Source organism: Mesorhizobium sp. Mes31 (assembly GCF_024519675.1).
Classification (GTDB): domain Bacteria; phylum Pseudomonadota; class Alphaproteobacteria; order Rhizobiales; family Rhizobiaceae; genus Mesorhizobium.
The window spans coordinates 1-20,103 of record NZ_JALJRL010000006.1 but is presented as its reverse complement, the minus strand read 5'-3'; the positions used below and the strand labels follow the sequence as shown (position 1 = coordinate 20,103).

Here is a 20,103-nt window from a genome sequence, read left to right as displayed (position 1 = left end):
ATCTCCTACTGGACTCTGATACGCGGATTGAGAAACGCGTAGCCGACATCGGAAATGAGCTGCGTGATCAGGACGATGAACACCGAGACCAGCGAGCAGCCGAGCAAGAGATCGATGTCGTTGTTACCGGCCGCCTCGACCAGCGTGTAGCCAAAGCCCTGGTAGCGGAACATCACCTCGACGATGACGACGCCGGTGAGCAGCCACGGAAACTGCAGCATGATGACGGTGAAGGGCGCGATCAACGCATTGCGCAACGCATGTTTCACCACCACGCTGCCGAAGGAGAGACCCTTCAATCGGGCGGTGCGGATATATTGCTGCGTCATCACCTCGACCATCGAAGCGCGCGTCATGCGGGCGATATAGCCGATGCCGTAGATTGCCAGCGTCATGACGGGCAGCGTGAAATTGTAGAAGGTGATGCCCTGGCTGGCCGATGCGGCCGAACCGTTCAGCCAGCCGAGCCATGAGGCGAAGATGACGGTGAAGATGACGCCCGACACATATTCAGGTGTCGCCGTCGAGGCGATCGAGGCCACCGAAAGCACCCGGTCGGTTCGCGAACCCTCGCGCATGCCGGCCAGGATGCCGATCAAGAGCGAGATCGGCACCATCACCGCCAGCACCCAGAACATCAGGATGCCGGTGGCGCCAAGAGCCGGGAACAGCTTCGAGGCGACCGTCGCCTTGAACTTGGTCGAACAGCCGAAATCGCCTTCGAGAACGCCGGAGAAGGTCGGCACCACCGGATCGTTGCAGAAGGTGAAACGCTGCGCCGGCTTGCCTGTCGTCGGGTCGGTCACCGGCTGCTTGGGCAGGACGCCCAGCCACTGTCCGTAGCGGACGAAGAAGTTCTGCCGGTAGCCGTGATTGACCAGCCATCCTTCGAGTTGCTCGGCCGAGGTGTGCATTTCCGTCTGGCTGATCGCCAGCTTCTTCAGATTGGGCTCGAGATTGATCAGGAAGAAGACGATCATCGTCAGGCACAGCATCGTCAATGCCATGGTGCCGAGACGCCTGATAACGAAAGAAAGCATGGCGGCCCCCTGCCGATGGGGTTGGGGTTTGAGCCGGCTCCAAAGCCTTGCCTGCCGTTACCGGCGGGGCGGCTGTCAAACAGGCCCTCGGATGCGATCAGCTCTTGATTTATTGCACGATCTTGTCCGGGGAGTCCGCAATTTTTTGCAGTGCACACTCCTGGCTTCAGATCGCTGCGAAAGAGTGAGGGGAAAGGGGCAACGCCCCCTTCCCCTTCGATCCGGATCAGGCCTGGTCGAGCCAGACCTTGCCGTAGTCATGCTCGTAGGTCGGGTGCATCTTGTAGTTCTGCACCGCCTTGACCGAGTGGCTGAAGAGCTTGCGCCAGTACGGCTGGATGATGATGCCGGAATCCTGCAGCACCTGCTCGATATCCTTCATCATCTCCTTGCGCTTGGCGGCATCGGCGACCGAAAGCGCGGCGTTGAGCTTGGCATCCCAATCGGGATTCGACCAGGCCGCCTCGTTCCAGGCTTCGCCGGTGCGGTAGGCGATGGCCAGAACCTGGACGCCGAGCGGGCGCATGTTCCAGTTGGTCATCGACAGCGGATACTTCGTCCAGTCGTTCCAGAACGTCGAACCCGGGAGCACGGTGCGCTTCACCTTGATGCCGGCGTCGCGCAGCTGGGCGGCGATCGCGTCGCCGGTGTTCTTGTGCCAGTCCTCGTCCACGGTGATCAGCTCGTGCTCGAAATCGGCCTGGCCGGCTTCCGCCATCAGGGCCTTCGCCTTGGCCGGGTCGCGCTTGATCTTCGGCAGTTCGTAATATTCCGGATGGATCGCGCAGACATGGTGGTTCTCGGCGACGGTGCCGGCATTGCCGTAGCCAAGCTGGAGGACGACATTGTTGTCGACACCGAGCTGCAACGCGTTGCGCACCTTCTGGTCGTCATAGGGCTTGTTCTTGATGTTGGTGCGGCACACGATGGTCGCTGCGGTCACCACTTCCGACTTCACAAGGTCCATGCCGTCGAGGATCGACACATAGTCGGCCGAGGTTTCGAAGTTGGTGTGCACTTCGCCGGCTTCGAAGGCGCTGACCATGGCCGCCGGATCGGTGCCGTAGTCGATGAACTCGATACCGTCGAGGAACACCTCGCCATCCCACCACTTGTCGTCGGCGCGGCGCTTGTAGACCACCTTCTGGCCGACATCGTAGGAGACGAGCTCGAACGGTCCAGTGCCGATCGGGCAGGATTTGAAGTCGCCACCCTTCTCGTCGAAGCTCTTGTGGACGATGAGGCCGGGATAGTCGCACATGTTCGGGATGAGCGCGATGTCAGGCTTGCTAAGCTTCAGCACGACCGTGTGATCGTCCTTCTTGGTCACTGCGCTTTCGTCGAGCTTGTCGTCCTTGACCAGCGAGCCGAGACGGCCGGGCATGGAATTGCCTTCGGCTTTCTTGTCGCCCCAGCGCTTCAGGTTGAAGATGACGTCGTCCGCGGTGAACGCATCGCCGTTCGACCACGTCACGCCCTTGCGCACATGCAGCGTGTATTCGGTGGCGTCGTCGTTCACGTCCCAGCTTTCCAGCAGATAGGGGCGGAACGTGTATTCGGTGGTGTACTTGACCAGCGGCTCGAGCGCCTGGCGCTCGGCATTGGCGATTTCCGACCAGTCGGACTTGCGCGGGTCCTTAGGATCCTTGATCCACTGCGCGACCTTGAGCGTGCCGCCCTTCTTGCCTTTTACCTCTTCGGCCTTGGCCGGCGTCGGGTCGGCGAGGCCGAGCAGGCCGTAGGCCATCGCCGTCGATGCACCAAACACGCTGGCCATGGCCAGGAATTCGCGGCGATCGACCTTACCTGCCTTGGCTTCTTCGGCCATGGCCAGGATGTGATCCGGAACGCGATCGCCATTACTCTTATAGATCGTCATGACTTAACTCCCATTGTTGGCTTTCCGCCTTTTAACATTCCGCATCCAGGCCCTGATGTCAAAGACGACATGGATTGGGAACATGTTCAGGAATGTGCAACTTTGGAAGGGGGGCGGTTCGCGTGATAACGACAGTCTTGGCGCAAAATTGCTACTGCCCGACGGATTCCGCTGGAATCTCGATAGTTCATTAAACTGAGACATTTGCCCGGGCCCGGACAGCGCCAGTCTCAAGCCGCGATAAGGCCAAAACCCGGCCGAAACATCAATATTCCTTCTCGTAGAAGATGCCGCCCTTGGCTTCGCCGGCGTCGTTGGCCTCGCCGCGCAGCTTGACGCCGCGCCCGACATTGAGGTCGATGGTCGCCTTGCCCGAACCCGGCTTGTCGCCTTTCTGGATCGTCACATAGGTGCGGTCGTTCAGATACTTGCCGGCCGAAACCGCGGTGCCGCCCTTGTCGTCGGTGGTAACGTCGAGATCGTCGACGCCGATGGCGCTGCGCAGGTTTTCGAGCAGCGACGTCGAGCCGCCCACGCCGGCCAACTGCCCGGCCGCTTCGGCGAGCTGAGCAATCTGCAGTGGCGACAGGTTCGACATCGAGCGACCGAAGATCAATTGCGCCAGCACCTCGTCCTCCGGCAATGCCGGCACCGAGGAGAAAGTGAATTTCGGATTGGTCGCTTCACCCGACACGACAATGGTGACGGTGGCGCTGGTCGTCGTCGTTGTCGCCGTCAGGTTGAGATAGGGCACCAGCGAGCCGGAAAAGCCGACCGTGCCTTCAGTGAAAGTCAGCCGCTTGCCGAGGATCGACAGCCGTCCGCGCTGCAGGGTGAAGGTGCCGACCGCTTGCGGCGACGAGGCCGGGCCAGTCAGCCTGAGCGAGCCGCCGAGTTCGGCATCGACGCCCCTGCCCTGAATGAAGATCTGGTTCGGCGCGTTGACCGTGACATCAAGGGCGAGACCGCTGCCGCCGCCACCGCCGCCGCTGGTCGTCGCCGGGCGCAACGCCTTGTCCTGCGCCCGTACGGCACCCGGCGCATTCTTGTGCTTGACGTCGAGCGCCGCCAGCGAGCCCGGCAACTTGTCTGGAACCGTGATCACGGTCTTGGCGAGATTGATGGTTCCGGCAATCGCCGGCGCCGACGTCAGCGGTCCCTTGATCGTCAGGTCCCCGCCGAGATTGGCGGTCACCACACGGCCGTCCGTATAGCGGCCGTCGACCAGCTTGATCGACAGGTCGGCCGGGAAACCCTGCGCCGGATTGATACCGACCGTGCCGCTGGCCGACAGGCTGCCGCGCGTCGACAGCGTTCCGGTCAGCCGGTTGATCCTGGCGACGCCGCCGCCGATCGACACGTCGGCGGCGATGTTGTTGACGGCAAGCCCCGAGCGCGCATCGATCAGGCGCGCGCCGGATGTGCTGACGCTGCCGCCGATGACAGGCGATGTCGCTGGACCGCGCACCTGCACGTTGACATTGGCCGTCCCGCTCAGCGACAGGCCCTGTGCCGCGAGCCTCTGGCTCAGGATACCAAACGGCACGGCGCCATTGAAGTCGAGCGCCAGCGCCGGCGTGCCCGACGTCGTCACCGTGCCGCCGCCCTTGAGGCCAAGGCCGGCGCCGTCGCCGATATTGGCATTGAAGGTCAGCTTGTTGGCGGCAAAGCTACCGGAAGAGGAAACGCTCAGTGCGGTGAGACCCGCGGCGCGGGTCTGCGACGTCTGCACGCCGGCCGCGTCGATATTGAAGGCAACGGCGGGGCTTGCCGGCGCGCCCGTCACCTTTACCGTGCCCGAAATCGAACCGGCGGCGTCGAGCCCGGGCGAGAAACTGTTGGCGAGAGACATCGGCACCCGCGCCACCGCCGCGTTGATGTCGAGCGCCTGACCGACCTTGCCGGTCACCGTCGCCGTCCCGCCGCCGAGGTTGAGCACCAGCCTGTCCAGGGTCGTCGTGCCATTGACGATGCTGATCGTCGAGGCTTGGGCGATGGCCGCCTTGATGCCCTGGACGGTGGCCTGGCCGGATGCGAGCTCGATGGTGGTGGTGCCGTTGGCCACCTTCACCCGGCCCGTGGCCTTGGCCGGAATGCCCTTGACGGTGGCGCCGCCGGAAAAGCCGGTCCAGTCGCCGTCCCGCTTCAGATCGACGTCGATGCCGCTGATCACGGTGCCGCCCGAGATGACGGTGTCGGCGCGGATCTTTCCGGAGATCACCGGTGCCGCCAGATAGTTGGCGATCAGCGCATCGACCGAGACGGCTTTCGCCTGGAGGTCGCCGCGCGTGATCGAGGCCGCCGCCGCCTTGATCGCGACTTGGGGTGCTGCGCCATTCTTCGAGAAGGCGATCGTGCCGCGCGCGTCGCCTTCGGCCTTTTCCAGCGCCAGTGCTGCAAGCGGCCCGATATCGGGCAGATCGAGCGAGACGGTGCCGACCGGCACGAACTTCTCGTCCAGCGCCAGATCGCCGGAAATCCTGTTCTTGCCGAGCGACAGCAGCAGGCCGTTGATGGCGCTCTTGCCGTCGGCGGTGGCCAGCACCGCGCTGCCCTGCAGCGCCTGGCCGGCAACATTGCCGGTCAGCTGCACGTTGGCCGCCGGGTTGGCCGCATCGGCCTTGCCGGTGGCGGTGAGCTTCAGCCCGGTGATCTCGCGCTCCGCCACGAGCAGCCGATCGCTGTTGACCGTCAGCGACAAATCCGGTGCGATGGCCGGCCCCTGGGCGTTCAGCGCAAAGGCAATGGCGCCCTTGGCGTCTTTGGACAGCAACGAGATATCGGTAAGAGAGCCGGTGATGTCAGCGGCCAGCTTGTTGTCGGCAAGGCTCGCCTGCCCCTGTGCGGTCAGTGCGCCCGAGGCCAGCTTCAGCCCATCGACATTGATGCCGCCGTTCGGGTCGCGCTTCAGTGTGGCGCTGATCTGCGCGCGTTCGCCAAGGATGCCCCGCGCCGCCGCCGGCAAGGCCGATGACGGGGCATCCGCGCTCAGCTTGAGGTCGATGGCGCCGTCGCTGAGGGAGACTTGGCCGGCGACCTGGCTGTTGAGCGCATCGCTCTTGAGCGAACCGCTGTCGATGGCGACGGCGTCCGATGTCAGCCGGGCGTTGAGCGCTGCCGTCACCTTGCCGGCGATCAGCGGCGCGATGGTGGCATTGTCGAGACCAACCTTGTCCACAGACACCGTGCCGGAAACCGGTCCGGCGCGGCTCTTGAGATCGAACGCGTCCGAATGCAACGCCAGGACAAGCCCGTCCACCCTGGCCGGGCTGGTGGTGACTGACGGCAGGATCGCGGAGACATCCAAGCGGGCTTTCGTGCTTTCGCCTGCAACCTTTGCCGACAGGGACTGGATTTCGATCTTCACCGGGCTCGCGGCACTGCCGAACGTTAGCGGCAGGCTGGGACCGGACGAGGTAAGATCGACGGCGAAATCGCTGGCGCCGTTCGGATTGATGGTGCCGGCTGCCTTGCCAGATATCTTGTCGCCGGAGAGCGTCGCATGGTCGAGAACGACGCCGCCGGCCATGGTGTAGCTGCCGGCCGCGTCGACTGCGAGCGGCCCGAGCCCGGCTTGGCGGGTCTGGCTGGTCTCGACGCCAGCCAGTTCCGCGTTGAATCGAACCTCGGAAGCGGACGGCGAACCGGTAACCTGTGCGGTGCCGCCGAGTGCGCCCACGGCATCGAGGCCGGGCGAAAAATCATTGGCCAGCGCTGCCGGCAGCGCGGAGAATTGTGCCGCGAGATCGAGTGTCTGGCCGGCGGTGCCGGACAAGACCACCGAGCCGCCGCCGACATCCAGCGCCAGTTTTTCGACAGTGGTCGTGCCGTTGGCGATGGTCAGCGTCGACGGTGCCGCGATTGCCGCCTTGATGCCGCGAACGGTGGCCTCGCCCGAGGCGATTTCGACGCTGGTGGTGCCCTGGGCGATCTTCACCCGGCCTGCCGCGGTCGCCGGAATGCCTGCTATGGTGGCGCCGCCGATGAAATTGGTCCAGTCGCCATCGCGTTTCAGGTCGACGCCGATGCCGCTGATTTCGGTGGTGCCCGATGTCACGGTGTCGGCCTTTATGGTGCCGGAGATCGCCGGCGCCTTGAGATAGTTGGCGATCAGCGCGTTGACGGTGATGGCCTTGGCCGTCACCTCGCCGCGCGCGATCGACGTGCTCTTCGCATCGATGGCGACGGAGGGCGCGTCACCCTCCTTGGCAAAGCGGATGGTGCCATTGATGTCGCCCGTCACCGCCTGGCCGGCAAGTGCCGCCAACTGATCGATGGCCGGCGCGTCGAGCGTCAGCGTGCCCAAAGGCATGAACTTGTCGTCCAGCGCCAGGTCGCCCGAAACCTTGTTGTCGCCCAGCGAAACCAGAAAGCCATTGATCGAACGCTTGCCCTCGCTGGTCACCAGCGCCGCCTTGATGTCGAGCGGCTGGTTGTTGACGGAGCCGGTCAGCGAAACGTCAGCGGAAGGGCTTGATATGTCTGCCTTGCCGCTTGCGGTGAGCTTGATCGCCTTCACCGTACGTCCAGACGCCGTCAGGCTGTCGCTGTCGGCGGAAACCGTGAAATCCGGCGCTGTCCTGGGTCCGCTGGCCGACAGCGCGAAATCGACGCCGCCGGCAACCGGCACGCCGACCATCGGCGACAGCACCGAGACGTCGCCCAGCCTGCCCTTGATATCGGCCTGGATGTCGGTGCCTTGCACGCTGGCGGTGCCGCTGGCGCTGAGCGAACCGGAGGTGAATGAGATCGAATTGGCGGAAAAAGACCCCTGCGGATCGCGCGTCGCGGCGGCCGAGAATTTCACCCGCTCGCCGAGCACCGAGCTGATTTGTGGCGGCAAGGCCGTCGACACGGCGTCGGCATTCATCTTGAGCTGTATCGACAGATCGGCAAGCGCGACGGTCATGGTGAGCGAGGCGTTGAGCGCGTCGGAGCGCAACGTGCCCTGGTCGATGGCAATGGCGTCCTTGCTGACCGATCCTACCAGGTCGACATCGACCTTGCCGGTAATCAGCGGCGCCAGCGTCGCGACATCGGTCTTCAGGCCACCCGCCTGCAGCTTGACGGCAACCGGCCCGGCCCTGTTCTGGATATCGAAGCCGTCGGAGTGTATCTGCGCGGCCAGATCGTTCAGCTGGGTGCCGCCCGCCACCACCGAAGCCAGCGAGGCAGTGATATCGACGATCGGCGCTTTGCCGTCGCCGAATGCACGGGCGGTGGCATTCCTGATCGCCAGCGCGATCGGCTGCGCGGCGCTTCCCACTGTGATCTGCACAGGCGCGCCCTTGGCGGCGAGTTCAACCGAGAGATCGCTGGCGCCGGCAGGATCGGCGATGCCGGTCGCGGTGCCATGCACGGCATCAGTGTCGATGCTGGCCCGATCGATACTGATGCCACCGGCTGATGTTGCGGTGCCCGCGACATCGAAGCTGGTCTTGCCGGCAAACAGCGGCCTCAGATTTTCGGGCAGGAAACGCTCGAACTCACCGTCGCCCTTGGCCTCGACATGGCTGCCCTTGTCGGTCGACTGGTGGCGGCCCGTCAGCTGAGTGACAATCTTGCCGTCGACCGTGAACGTGGCGATGCCGTTCCAGTTGGCGAGCGGTCCCGTGCCCGAGACGGTTATGTCGACTGGCGGCGTATCGGGCAGCTTGAGCAGATTGGCGATGATGCCGCCTGCCGGCTCCGAAGCCTTGAGGTCGAGATCGAGCCTGTTGTCATCAGGCGCAAAGTGGATCTTGGCGTCGACATTGCCCTGCTTGCCGTCATGGCGGGCGATGTTGAGTGTCGTCTCGACCGCCAGCGGCGCGGCATCGGCCTTGAGCATCCCCTTGGCGGCAAGTTCGGCGATGCCGCTGCCAGCCAGCTGCTGGCCAAGCGCGATTTCGGGCAGGTCGATCTGCTTGATGTCGATGGAAACAGGCAGCGTCGTCGTACCGCTCTGCGCCGGCTGTTGCGTACCGGCCACCGGCAGCCGCGCCAGTTCGATACGGTCGGCGGCAATGCGGTCAGCACTGAAATTCTTCGACAGCAGCGCCAGCGGTGACCAGTCGACGGCGACCTTGCGGGCCACCAGCCAGGCGCCCTGGCGGTCTTCCAGCACGACATCATCCACCGTCAAGGCGCCGGACCAGATACCGTTTATGCCGCTGACCGTGATCTTGCGGTCGTCGCTCGATGCCAGGCGCGAAATGATGCCGGCGAGATTGTCGCGGCCGCGCTCGGTCTTGGTCAGCACGACGAGCGCGCCGATCGCCCCGGCGACCACGATGAGCAGCGTGTAAAGGACAATGCGAAGGATGCGCTTGAGTATCTTCATCGCTCAGAACGCCTGTCCGATGCCGGCATAGATGCCGAAATGCGGATCGCCTGGATCCCGGTTGAGCGGCACGGCGGCGTCGATGCGCAGCGGCCCGAACGGCGTGACATAGCGCAGGCCGACACCGGCGCCGACCTTGACGTCGGAGAAGTTGGGCACCGATTTGGTTGACACCGTGCCGGCATCGATGAACGGCACGATGCCGATCGTGTCGGTGACGGCAATGCGCATCTCGACCGAGGTCTCGAAGAAGGACAGGCCGCCGATCGGCTGCCCAGTGGAATCCTTGGGGCCGATGCCCTGATAGGCGTAGCCGCGCACCGAGCCGCCGCCGCCGGAGTAGAAGCGTCGGTCGGCCGGAACGTTCTGAAGCCCGGTGCCGACGATCGAGCCAACCGTAACCCTTTCGGCCAGAACGAATTTCGAAGCCGTATCCAGCGACTGATAGGCCGATCCTTCGCCCTTCAGCTTGAGAAAGGCCGCGCCGCTCAAGATGTCGTAGCTCGGTTCGGCGTAGGCCAGCACCCTGAAGCCGCTGGTTGGGTTCAGCCGATTGTCCCTGTTGTCATAGACATATTGCAGCGGAATGCTGGCGATCAGATATTTGTGCTTGCCGAAGGCGTCATGGATCCGTGAATAGTCGAGCGCGACCTCAGCCGACACCGTCTGTTTCTTTGTCAGTTCGTAGGACAGGCCGGTGCTGCCCTTGACCGAGAAATGGTCGTAGGCGTCCGGATGCTCGAGCACCGTCTTGAAGCGGGCGAAGAACTTCGACGCCGGCCCGATCACGCCCGGCTTTTCGAACATGACGCCGGCATTGTAGTTGAGCTTGGAGAGATCATTGCTGCCGATGCCGCTGATGGCGCCGTCGATGCGCAGCTTTTCGGCCCGGCCGAACAGGTTACGGTGGCCCCAATAGCCTTCCAGGCCCAACCCCTCGGTGTTCGAGAAGGTGCCGCCGACGCCGAAATAGCGCGGCTTGCGCTCGCTGACCTGGACGCCAATCGGAATGTTGCCGTCTGCGTCGAGCTTGTCGGCTTCCTTGAACGTCACGCTGTTGAAGACCTCGAGCCCCAGCAGCCTGTCGCGCGCATCGCTGATCTCCTGGGGCGAGTATTGCCGGCCGCGCTTGAGGCCGGTCATGTATTCGGTGAAGTCGCGGTCGACCTTCTCGGTGCCCTCCACCGTGGTTTCGCCGTAGCCGGCGACCGGCCCGGCGGCGACCGTCAGCGTCACGTCGAGCGTCGAGGTGGCATGATCGGCGACGATCTGGCGATCCGTCACCTTGGCCAGCGGCCTGCCTTCCTTTTTCAGCGCCAGCACGATCAGCGCCTCGGCCTTGAGCACCGCGCCGGATCCGGCATCGCCGCCGGCGATCAGGCCGTAATCGGCGCTCATCAGCCCCGCCGCATCGCCATCCAGCCTTATATTGCCGAGGGTGAATTTCGGACCGCTGGCGATGTCGACGACCACCGGGACCGGCTGCGGGCCCTTGAATTCGGCATCCGGCGGCAAATCGTCAAGCAGCTTGCCGTCGATGGTGATGGTGACGACGCCTTCGTAGCGCGCATCGGCATAAAGGGCGGCGACAAGCTGTTCGCGATCGCTGCGCGCCTTGGCAAGCAGCCCCAGCGACCCGGAAACCGGGTGCCCCTCGTCGCCCTTGAGCGTCGAGGCGTTTTCGAGCCTCTTGACCAGATCCTTGTCGGCGTCGGGCGCATTGATGGTCACGGCATAGCGCAGCGGATCGACGATGTCGGCATCCTCGTCGCTGGAGGAACCCCACAGCTTGATGCCGAAAAGCTCGAAAGCGGCCGCCGGCGTCGATTCGGCGACAAGCGCGGTCGAGCACACCATGGCCAAAAGCAGGGCGCGCGAAAGCACGCGCCCTGGCGCGGTACCTCCTGACATCTGCTCTTCATGCGCCGGCATTAAGACAACCTAGGTTATAAAACTAAAATTGGAATGAAGTTCTGAAGCGCTCGTAAAGGGGCCACAATCCAATTGTCTGAAATAGGACGGGCTTGGAATTCACACCTCTTTGCGTTGCCGCAAGAAAGCGTGATCCCCTGTCCTATGGAGGTACTACCGGCCATTGGCCGGAAAGGAAACCGTTGGCAGGCGGAACCCTGCCGCGTCCCTGTGTTGACAAGCTTGACTGAAGCTTGATCATGCCCGGACGTCAGCAGTGTCTGGAGGGTGTTATGACAATGCGCGCGGCTCGTGGTCTGTCGATCCTGATCCTTCTCTTTTTCGCCTGGGCCAATGTCTCCGCCTGGAGTGGCGTCGCGCAAGCGGCCGAAGCCCGGCGAATCGCTACGACCGCCAATTCCGACTATTTCGGCTTTGACCTCAGATCCGACCAGAATGTCACGCTCGATCAGTGCAAGACGACATGTCTGGGCGATCCGGCCTGCCGCGCATTCACATACAACACCAAGGCCAAATGGTGTTTCCTCAAATCCGACTACAACCAGCTCAAGCCCTTCAACGGCGCGGTCGCCGGCAAGGTCGTCAAAATCGACGGCGACCCCGACATCGGCGCGCCGCCGGAACTTGCCTTCTTCCCCAATTGGATGGCCGACCAGGCCCAGCAATACCGCAACAAGCTGCTCGGTCCGGCCTATATCAAGCCGACCGACGGGCTGGCGGCGCTGACGAGCGCCGCCGAGCAGTCCGTGCTTACCGGCGACCACCGCTCCGCCATGCTCAGATACGAAGGCGCCGTGTCGGTCATGCCGGATGACGGCCAGCTCTGGCTTGCCCTGGCGCGCGAAACACTGGCCGTGCAGCCCGCCGCCAACACATCCGACGCCTCCACTTTGCCGGCAAACGGCACTTCGGCCGCCTTCAACGCCTACAAGCTGCTGCGCACCACCAGGACGCGCGCCGAGGTACTGGCTCTGCTCGGCAACGGCCTCGACAAGCGCGACCTTTATCGGCCGGCATTGCAAGCCTATGAGGCGAGCCTTGCGCTGGTGCCCTCGCCGGCCGTCCAGGCCGACTATGCCGATCTGAAGGCCCGCAAGGGTTTCCGCGTCATCGACCACACCGTCGACGCCGACACCAGCGCGCCGCGCATCTGCGCGCAATTCTCCGAGGACCTGGTCAAGACCGGCGTCGATTACGCGCAGTTCGTCACCGTCGACAACGCGCCGCCCAAGGGCGTCGAGGCCAAGGACAAGCAGATCTGCGTCGAGGGACTGGAGCACGGCCAGCATTACGACGTCACCTTCCGCGCCGGCCTGCCGGCGGCAATAGGCGAAGTGACCGCCGCACCCGTGGTGCTGTCGATCTATGTGCAAGACCGGGCGCCGTCCGCCCGCTTCACCGGCGACAGCTTCGTGCTCCCGGCCGGCGCGCGCCGCGGCATTCCGGTCGTCACCGTCAACATGAACGCCGCCGAGATGAAGCTCTACCGCATCGGCGACCGTTCGCTGGCGCAGCTTCTGTCGGGCTACCAATTCCTGCATCAACTCGACGGCTATGATATCTCCAACATATCCGAGCAGATGGGCGCGCCGGTCTGGCAGGGCCAGCTCGACATCGTCAATGACCTCAACAAGGAGGTCACCACCTCCTTCCCGGTCGACGAAGCGCTGCCGCAGCGCAAGCCGGGCGTCTATGTGCTGACCGCCCAGGCGGTCAACGACAAGAGCGACGACTACAATTCGATGGCCACGCAGTGGTTCGTCGTCTCCGATATCGGCCTGTCGACCTATACCGGCCAGGATGGGCTCAATGTCTTTGCCCGTTCGCTAGGCAGCGCCAAGCCGATAGCGGGCGCCGAACTGACGCTGGTTGCCCGGAACAATGAGGTTCTCGGCACCGCGACATCGGATGCCGACGGCCACGCCGTCTTCAACCCCGGCCTGACGCGCGGCGATGGCGGCATGGTGCCGGCCGTATTGATGGCGAAGCAGGGAGACAATGATTTCGTCTTCCTCGACATGTCCAAAGCCGGCTTCGACCTGTCCGACCGCGGCGTCACCGGACGCGCGGCGCCCGGCGCGCTCGACGTCTATGCCTGGACCGAACGCGGCATCTACCGCGCCGGCGAGGATGTTCATGTCGCCGCCCTTTCCCGCGATGGCGCTGCCAAGGCGGTCGAGAACCTGCCGCTGACCTTCATCTTCTCGCGCCCCGACGGCGTCGAGGACCGCCGCATCGTCAGCGACGGCGCGTCGGCCGGCGGCCATGCCGTCGACCTGCCGCTCGAACCCAACGCCATGCGCGGCACCTGGTCGGTGTCGATCTACACCGATCCCAAGCAGCCGGCGGTGGCCAGCCAGATGTTCCTGGTCGAGGATTTCGTGCCGGATCGCATCGAATTCGACATGACCGCCGACAAGAAGGAGATCGCGCAGGGCGAAACCGCCAACATCGACATTGACGGCCGCTTCCTCTATGGCGCTCCGGCGGCGGGCCTTGCGCTCGAGGGCGAGTTGACGCTGTCGACGTCCCGCGATTGGGACCGCTTCCAGGGCTTCTCCTTCGGCCTCGCCGACGAGCAGTCGGCCGAACCCTCGGTCACCCCCCTCGCCGATCTGCCGGTGGTTGGCGATGACGGCAAGGTGACCTTCCCGGTCTCCGTCGACCAACTGCCCTCGACCACCAAGCTGGTCGACGCCAAGGTGACGGTGCGCATGCGCGAAACCGGTGGCCGCGCCATCGAGCGTTCGCTCAACATCGGCATTCGCCCGCAAGGCCATATGATCGGCATCCGTCCGGACTTCGCCGATGGTGAAGTGCCGCAGGGCGGCACGGCCAAGTTCAGCCTGATCGCCGTCGACCCCGACGGCAAGCGCGAAGCGCTGAAGGGCGCGCAGTGGACGCTGGTCAAGGTCGAACGCAACTACCAATGGTACCGCTCCAACAACTCCTGGAACTACGAGCCGGTCACCTTCACCAAGTCGATCGCCAACGGCCAGGTCGACCTTAGCGCCGATGGCGACGCGACGGTCTCCGTGCCGGTCGATTGGGGCCAGTATCGGCTCGAGGTCGAGACATCCGATCCCGAGGGACCGGCGACCAGCTACGAGTTCGATGCCGGCTGGTATGTCGCTTCGACCACCACCGAAACGCCCGACGGCCTGGAAATCGCCCTCGACAAGGATACCTATGCCGCCGGCGAAGTGGCCAAGCTCAAGGTCTCGCCGCATTTTGCCGGCGAACTCCTGATCAACATCGGCGCCGACAAGCTGTTGAAGACCGTTACGGCAACCGTGCCGGCCGGCGGCAGCACCGTCGACATCCCGGTCGGCGACGACTGGGGCGCCGGCGCCTATGTCACGGCAACCCTGTTCCGGCCCGGCGATGCGCAGGAAACGCGCATGCCGGCCCGCGCCATCGGCGTGAAATGGCTGAAGGTCGATCCGGGCTCGAAGAAGCTCACTGTCGCCCTGACGCCGCCGGACAAGACCATGCCGCGCCAGCAACTGTCGATCCCGGTTTCCGTCGCCGGCGTGCAGCCGGGCAGCAACGCCTATGTCATGGTTGCCGCCGTCGATGTCGGCATCCTCAACCTGACCAACTACAAGGCGCCGGACCCGGAAAACTGGTTCTTCGGCCAGCGCATGCTGGGCATGGAGATCCGCGACATCTACGGCCGCCTGATCGACGGCTCGCTGGGCAACGCCGGCAAGCTCAGGACCGGCGGCGACGGCGCCAACATGCAGACGCAAGGCAGCCCGCCGACCGAAAAGCTGGTCGCCTTCTTCTCCGGCCCCGTCCAGCTCGACGCCGACGGCAAGGCGCGGATCGACTTCGACATCCCGCAGTTCAACGGCACCGTGCGCGTCATGGCCGTCGCCTGGACCAAGGAAGCGGTCGGCCATGCCCAGACGGACGTCATCGTGCGTGATCCCATAGTAATCACCGCCGGCCTGCCACGCTTCCTTTCGCCTGGTGACGCCGCCGTCATGCGCCTCGATGTTGCCGACACCGATGGTCCGGCCGGCGACTACAAGCTGTCGATCGATACGACGGGCGATCTGTCGACCGGCGACAAGCCGCTGCCCGAAAAGCTCACGCTGGCAAAAGGCAAGCGCCAGACGCTGACCGTGCCGCTGGTCGCTCAGACTGCGGGCAATGCCTCGATCACCATCAAGCTTGCCCATGCCGACGGCACCGCTGTCGAACAGACGCTCTATGTGCCGGTGCGACCGGCGCAGTTGCCGGTCACCACCCGCCTGGTCGTCGACCTCAAGGGCAATGGCGGCGCGCTGCGCGTCGACAAGGAGCTCTTGGCGGCAAGCCTGCTGGACGGCGCTTCGGTCAGCGTCGGCGTTTCGCAGGCGGCCGCCTTCGACGTGCCGTCGCTGCTGATGACGCTCGACCGCTACCCCTATGGTTGCGCCGAGCAGACCACCAGCCGCGCCATGCCGCTTCTCTACGTCAACGAGATGGCATCCGGCATCGGCATGGCCAGCGACCCCGACCTGCATGGCCGCGTCCAGGACGCCATCTACAAGGTGCTGAGCTACCAGGCCGCGGGCGGCAGCTTCGGCCTGTGGGGGCCGGGCTCCGGCGATTTGTGGCTCGACGCCTATGTCACCGACTTCCTGACCAGGGCGCGCGAGCAGAAATACGACGTGCCGAGCCTGGCCATGAACCAGGCGCTGAGCAATTTGCAGAACTCGCTCGGCTACGACCAGAGCGTACAGGACCGTGGCAGCGAGATCGCCTACGCCCTCTACGTCCTGGCCCGCAACAAGAAGGCCTCGGTCGGCGATCTGCGTTATTATGCCGACACCCAGCTCGAGGCCTTCTCGAGCCCGATGGCGGTTGCCCAGCTGGCGGCGAGCCTAGCGCTCTACGGCGACACGCCGCGCTCGGAAGCCACGTTCCGGACGGCCCTGCAGCTCGCCAAATCGACCACCGAGTATGATTACTACCGCTCCGACTATGGCTCGCCGCTGCGTGACGGCGCGGCGATGCTGGCGCTCGCGGCGGAATCGAAGCCGGTGCCGACGATCGTGCCGGAGCTGATCAAGCTGGTGACCAGAGAACGCGCCGAAGCCCGTTGGACCAGCACCCAGGACGATTCCTGGATGCTGCTGGCGGCCCGTGCGCTGAAGGAAGGCAATGATTCGATCACGCTGACCGTCAATGGCGCGCCGCATGCCGGCGGCTATTCCGACCAGATCAACGGCAGCGACCTGGTCGACAGCCCGCTGACCATCGCCAACACCGGCAAGACCCCGCTGCAGGCCGTCGTCACCACGGTGGCGTCGCCGATCCAGCCCTTGCCGGCGAGCGGTGACGGCTTCACCATCGACCGCACCTACTACAAGCTCGATGGCACCGAGGCCAACGTCACCGAGGCGACCCAGAACGAACGCTATGTCGTCGTGCTCAAGATCTACGAGCAGAACAGCTGGCCTTCGCGCCTGCTGATCACCGACCTGTTGCCGGCAGGTTTCGAGATCGACAATCCGGGCCTGGTCTCCAGCGCGCAATTGTCGAACTTCTCCTGGCTGGCGCAGACCGATGCCGCCCACCTTGAATTCCGCGACGACCGTTTCGTCGCGGCCTTCAACCCCAATGACGGCGACGGTGACCGCAACATCACGCTTGCCTATGTCGTACGCGCGGTGACGCCGGGCACCTATGCCCATCCGGCGGCAACGGTGGAGGACATGTACCGGCCGCAATATTCGGCCCGCACCGCCACCGGCATGATGGAGATCAAGGCGCCGTAAGGCCCGATGGTGGCGATCATGCAAATGGCGATTGCGCTCATCACAGCTCCCTTCTCCCCGTCACTATACGGGGAGAAGGTGGCGGCAGCCGGATGAGGGGCTGCGCCATGCTCTCCAAGAAATTCTTCCGCCGGGCAGCCATAACCGCAGCTTCGTGCGCCGGCCTTGCAGTCCTCTCCGTCGCCTCCCTCTGGGAGCTCGACCGCGCCTTCCCGCCCCCGCTCCCGGCAGAGCTCACCGTCTCCACCGAAGTCCAGGACCGCGATGGCCAGCTGTTGCGCGCCTTCGCCACGCCGGACGGTTACTGGCGGCTCGAAACCCGGCTCGACCAGGTCGACAAGCAGTTCGTCGACATGCTGGTCACCTATGAGGACAAGCGCTTCTGGGATCATGAGGGCGTCGACGTGCTGGCGCTGGCCCGTGCCGCCGGCCAGTTCGCCACCAGCGGCCATATCGTCTCCGGCGGCTCGACGCTGTCGATGCAGCTCGCCCGGCTGATCGAGCCCCGCGAAAGCCGCAGCCTCGGCTCCAAGATCAAGCAGATGCTGCGCGCCATCCAGATCGAGCGGCGGCTGTCCAAGCGCGAGATCCTCGAACGCTACCTGACCCTGGCGCCCTATGGCGGCAATCTCGAAGGCGTGCGCGCCGCCTCGCTTGCCTATTTCGGCAAGGAGCCGAAGCGGCTCACCGTCTCCGAAGCCGCCCTGCTGGTCGCTCTGCCGCAGCTGCCGGAAAGGCGCCGGCCCGACCGCAATCTGCAGATTGCGCATGCCGCCCGCGACCGGGTGCTGACCCGCATGGTGTCTTCCGGCCTGCTCGGCGAACGCGAGGCGGCGCGCGCCGCGCTCGATGATGTGTCGGGCCTGCGCCGCACGCTGCCGGCGCTCGCCGCCCACGCCGCCTATGCGATGCTGCCCAAGGCGGTGCCCGGCCAGCCCTTGCAACTGACCATCCGCAAAAGCGTCCAGGAAGGACTGGAACAGGTGGCGAGGGACGCCGCCACCAAGCTTGGACCGCGCCTGTCCGTCGCCATGGTGCTGGCCGACGCCCGCACCGGCGATATCCTTGGCGAAGTCGGCTCGGCCAATTTCTTCGACGCCAGCCGCTCCGGCTGGATCGACATGACCAGGATCGTGCGCTCGCCCGGCTCCACTCTGAAGCCGTTCATCTACGGACTTGCCTTCGAGCAAGGCCTGGTGGCGCAGGAAACGCTGATCGAGGATAGCCCGGTCGATTTCGGCGGCTACCGACCGAAGAATTTCGACATGGGCTACCAGGGCGATGTCAGCATCCGCCAGGCGCTGCAACTGTCGCTCAACGTGCCGGCGATCCGCGTGCTCGACGCGGTCGGCCCAGCACGCCTGACTGCACGTTTCCGCCAGGCCGGTGTAAACCCCATACTGCCGGTCAACGAGGCGCCCGGCCTCGCCATAGGTCTTGGCGGCGTCGGCGTCACATTGCGCGATCTCGTCCAGCTCTACACAGGGCTCGCCAATGGCGGCAAGACGCACACGCTGCATGACGGCACCGAGCCGGCAAACGCCGAACGCACCACCGCCACCATCCTCGACGATCAGGCGAACTGGCAGATCATCGACATCCTGTCGGGCGTCAAGCCGCCCGAGGGTGCCTCGCAGCGCGGCATCGCCTACAAGACCGGCACCTCCTATGGCTATCGCGACGCCTGGTCGGTCGGCTTCGATGGCCGCTACGTGTTGGGCGTCTGGGTCGGCCGTCCTGATGCCGGCGCGGTGCCGGGCCTGTCGGGCTATGTCTCGGCCGCCCCCATCCTGTTCGAGGGCTTTGTCCGCTCGGGCCTCGCCACCGTGCCGTTGCCGGGCAAGCCGCCCGGCGTCTTCAGTCCCAAGCGGGAGGACCTGCCGGTAACGCTCGCCCGCTTCGGCGCCGGCGCGGACGGCCTGGTTCAGGCAACGGTGACCGAACCCGCGCCGACCATCATCTTCCCGCCGGACGGCGCCCGCGTCGATCTCGGCACCAATTCGGCCGACGCCTCGCCGCTGGTGCTGAAGCTGCAAGGCGGCCGCGCACCATTCCGCTGGCTGGCCAACGGCAAGCCGCTCACCGGCATCGACCGACGCCGCACCGCGACCTGGCAGCCGGACGGCGCCGGTTATTCGACCCTGACCGTCATCGACGCCGCGGGACGTGCGGCCAGTGTGAAGGTGTTCGTCGAGTGAAAGCGCTCCTTGAATAGAATGCGCCAGGCGATTCAGCGCATTGGCTTTTGCGCTCTGACGGTTGCAGCTTTCGTTCTGCCGACACATGCCGACATCCTGCCCGCCGGCTTTGTTCGCCTCGCCGATATCGACCCTTCGATCCGCCAGGACATCCGCTACGCCGGATCCGACAATTTCCTGCACCGCAAGGTGACCGGCTACGACGCGCCGGTCTGCATCCTCACCCGGCAGGCGGCGGAAGCCCTCTCCGGCGTTCAGAAGGCAATTGCCGCCAGGGGCCGGACGCTGGTTGTGTTCGACTGCTATCGCCCCGCCCGCGCGGTGGCCGACATGGCCGAATGGACGAGAAAAAGCGGACCACCTGATCCGCAATGGTATCCGAAAGTCAGGCGCGGCGATCTCGTCGCCAAGGGCTATGTCGCCCGTCTGTCGGCGCATTCGCGCGGCTCGACCGTCGATCTCGCCATCGCCCGAACCGACCACGGGTCCCGCCCGAAACCGACCTGCGGCGCTATCGATGCCGACACGCTGGATTTCGGCACCGGCTTCGACTGTTTTGACCCGATGAGCGAAACCGCCCACCGCCCGCTCGGCAAGGAAGCGGTGGCAAGCCGTAAGATGCTTGTCGATGCCATGCGCGCCGGCGGTTTTGTGAACTATCCCCGCGAATGGTGGCACTTCACGCTGGCAGATGAACCGTTCGCGAAAGAGCGCTTCGATTTTCCGGTTACCGCCGAGTAAATCGCGGGACCCAGTTCCATACCACCTTGCCTCCACAACCCTCATTTCTAGATAGGCCAAGTGGTGGCTTGGATTCGTCACGCAGGGCCCGCCAGGGAAAATATTTCCCAAAACGGCGGAATCTCGTCGAAGATTTTTTTCAGGAGGGCAAAAAAGGCAACATTCAATGCATCTTATTTCTATCAATTCGGTAGATTTGGCGTGGGTTCAACGGAGGCAG

7 protein-coding genes are annotated in these 20,103 nt (G+C 64.7%); 3 read left to right on the top strand and 4 right to left on the bottom strand.

Annotated elements, in window-relative coordinates:
• Window positions 1-5 precede the first annotated feature (5 nt).
• The 4 genes from NR193_RS11920 to NR193_RS11905 form a co-directional block, all read right to left on the bottom strand.
• Window positions 6-1,040: an ABC transporter permease gene (locus NR193_RS11920; RefSeq protein ID WP_256751038.1), complete on the bottom strand. Its 1,035-nt coding sequence runs from the start codon at window positions 1,038-1,040 to the stop codon at window positions 6-8.
• A 226-nt stretch (window positions 1,041-1,266) separates the two neighbouring features.
• The gene (locus NR193_RS11915) at window positions 1,267-2,919 is read right to left on the bottom strand and encodes an ABC transporter substrate-binding protein (protein ID WP_256751037.1); all 1,653 of its coding nucleotides are present in this window, start codon (window positions 2,917-2,919) and stop codon (window positions 1,267-1,269) included.
• 265 nt (window positions 2,920-3,184) lie between these two features.
• Window positions 3,185-9,241, bottom strand: coding sequence for a translocation/assembly module TamB domain-containing protein (locus NR193_RS11910; protein WP_256751036.1), 6,057 nt, complete (start codon window positions 9,239-9,241; stop codon window positions 3,185-3,187).
• 3 nt (window positions 9,242-9,244) lie between these two features.
• Window positions 9,245-11,173, bottom strand: coding sequence for an autotransporter assembly complex family protein (locus NR193_RS11905; protein ID WP_256751035.1), 1,929 nt, complete (start codon window positions 11,171-11,173; stop codon window positions 9,245-9,247).
• Between the two features lie 272 nt (window positions 11,174-11,445).
• Between NR193_RS11905 and NR193_RS11900 the strand changes: the two genes are divergently transcribed.
• The 3 genes from NR193_RS11900 to NR193_RS11890 all read left to right on the top strand — a co-directional run bounded on the left by NR193_RS11900 (window position 11,446) and on the right by NR193_RS11890 (window position 19,883).
• Window positions 11,446-16,944, top strand: coding sequence for an alpha-2-macroglobulin family protein (locus NR193_RS11900; RefSeq protein ID WP_256751034.1), 5,499 nt, complete (start codon window positions 11,446-11,448; stop codon window positions 16,942-16,944).
• 107 nt (window positions 16,945-17,051) lie between these two features.
• Complete coding sequence (pbpC, locus tag NR193_RS11895) at window positions 17,052-19,142, top strand: penicillin-binding protein 1C (RefSeq protein WP_256751033.1); 2,091 nt, start codon at window positions 17,052-17,054, stop codon at window positions 19,140-19,142.
• A gap of 18 nt (window positions 19,143-19,160) precedes the next feature.
• Entirely contained in the window at window positions 19,161-19,883 is a 723-nt protein-coding gene (locus NR193_RS11890) for a M15 family metallopeptidase (RefSeq protein WP_256751032.1), read from the top strand.
• The last annotated feature ends 220 nt before the right edge of the window (window positions 19,884-20,103 follow it).

Bases quoted from the DNA above. Each gene is read 5' to 3' on its own strand.
- NR193_RS11920 (WP_256751038.1), bottom strand. From the start codon at position 1,040: ATGCTTTCTTTCGTTATCAGGCGTCTCGGCACCATGGCATTGACGATG.
- NR193_RS11915 (WP_256751037.1), bottom strand. From the start codon at position 2,919: ATGACGATCTATAAGAGTAATGGCGATCGCGTTCCGGATCACATCCTG.
- NR193_RS11910 (WP_256751036.1), bottom strand. From the start codon at position 9,241: ATGAAGATACTCAAGCGCATCCTTCGCATTGTCCTTTACACGCTGCTC.
- NR193_RS11905 (WP_256751035.1), bottom strand. From the start codon at position 11,173: ATGCCGGCGCATGAAGAGCAGATGTCAGGAGGTACCGCGCCAGGGCGC.
- NR193_RS11900 (WP_256751034.1), top strand. From the start codon at position 11,446: ATGACAATGCGCGCGGCTCGTGGTCTGTCGATCCTGATCCTTCTCTTT.
- pbpC (WP_256751033.1), top strand. From the start codon at position 17,052: ATGCTCTCCAAGAAATTCTTCCGCCGGGCAGCCATAACCGCAGCTTCG.
- NR193_RS11890 (WP_256751032.1), top strand. From the start codon at position 19,161: ATGCGCCAGGCGATTCAGCGCATTGGCTTTTGCGCTCTGACGGTTGCA.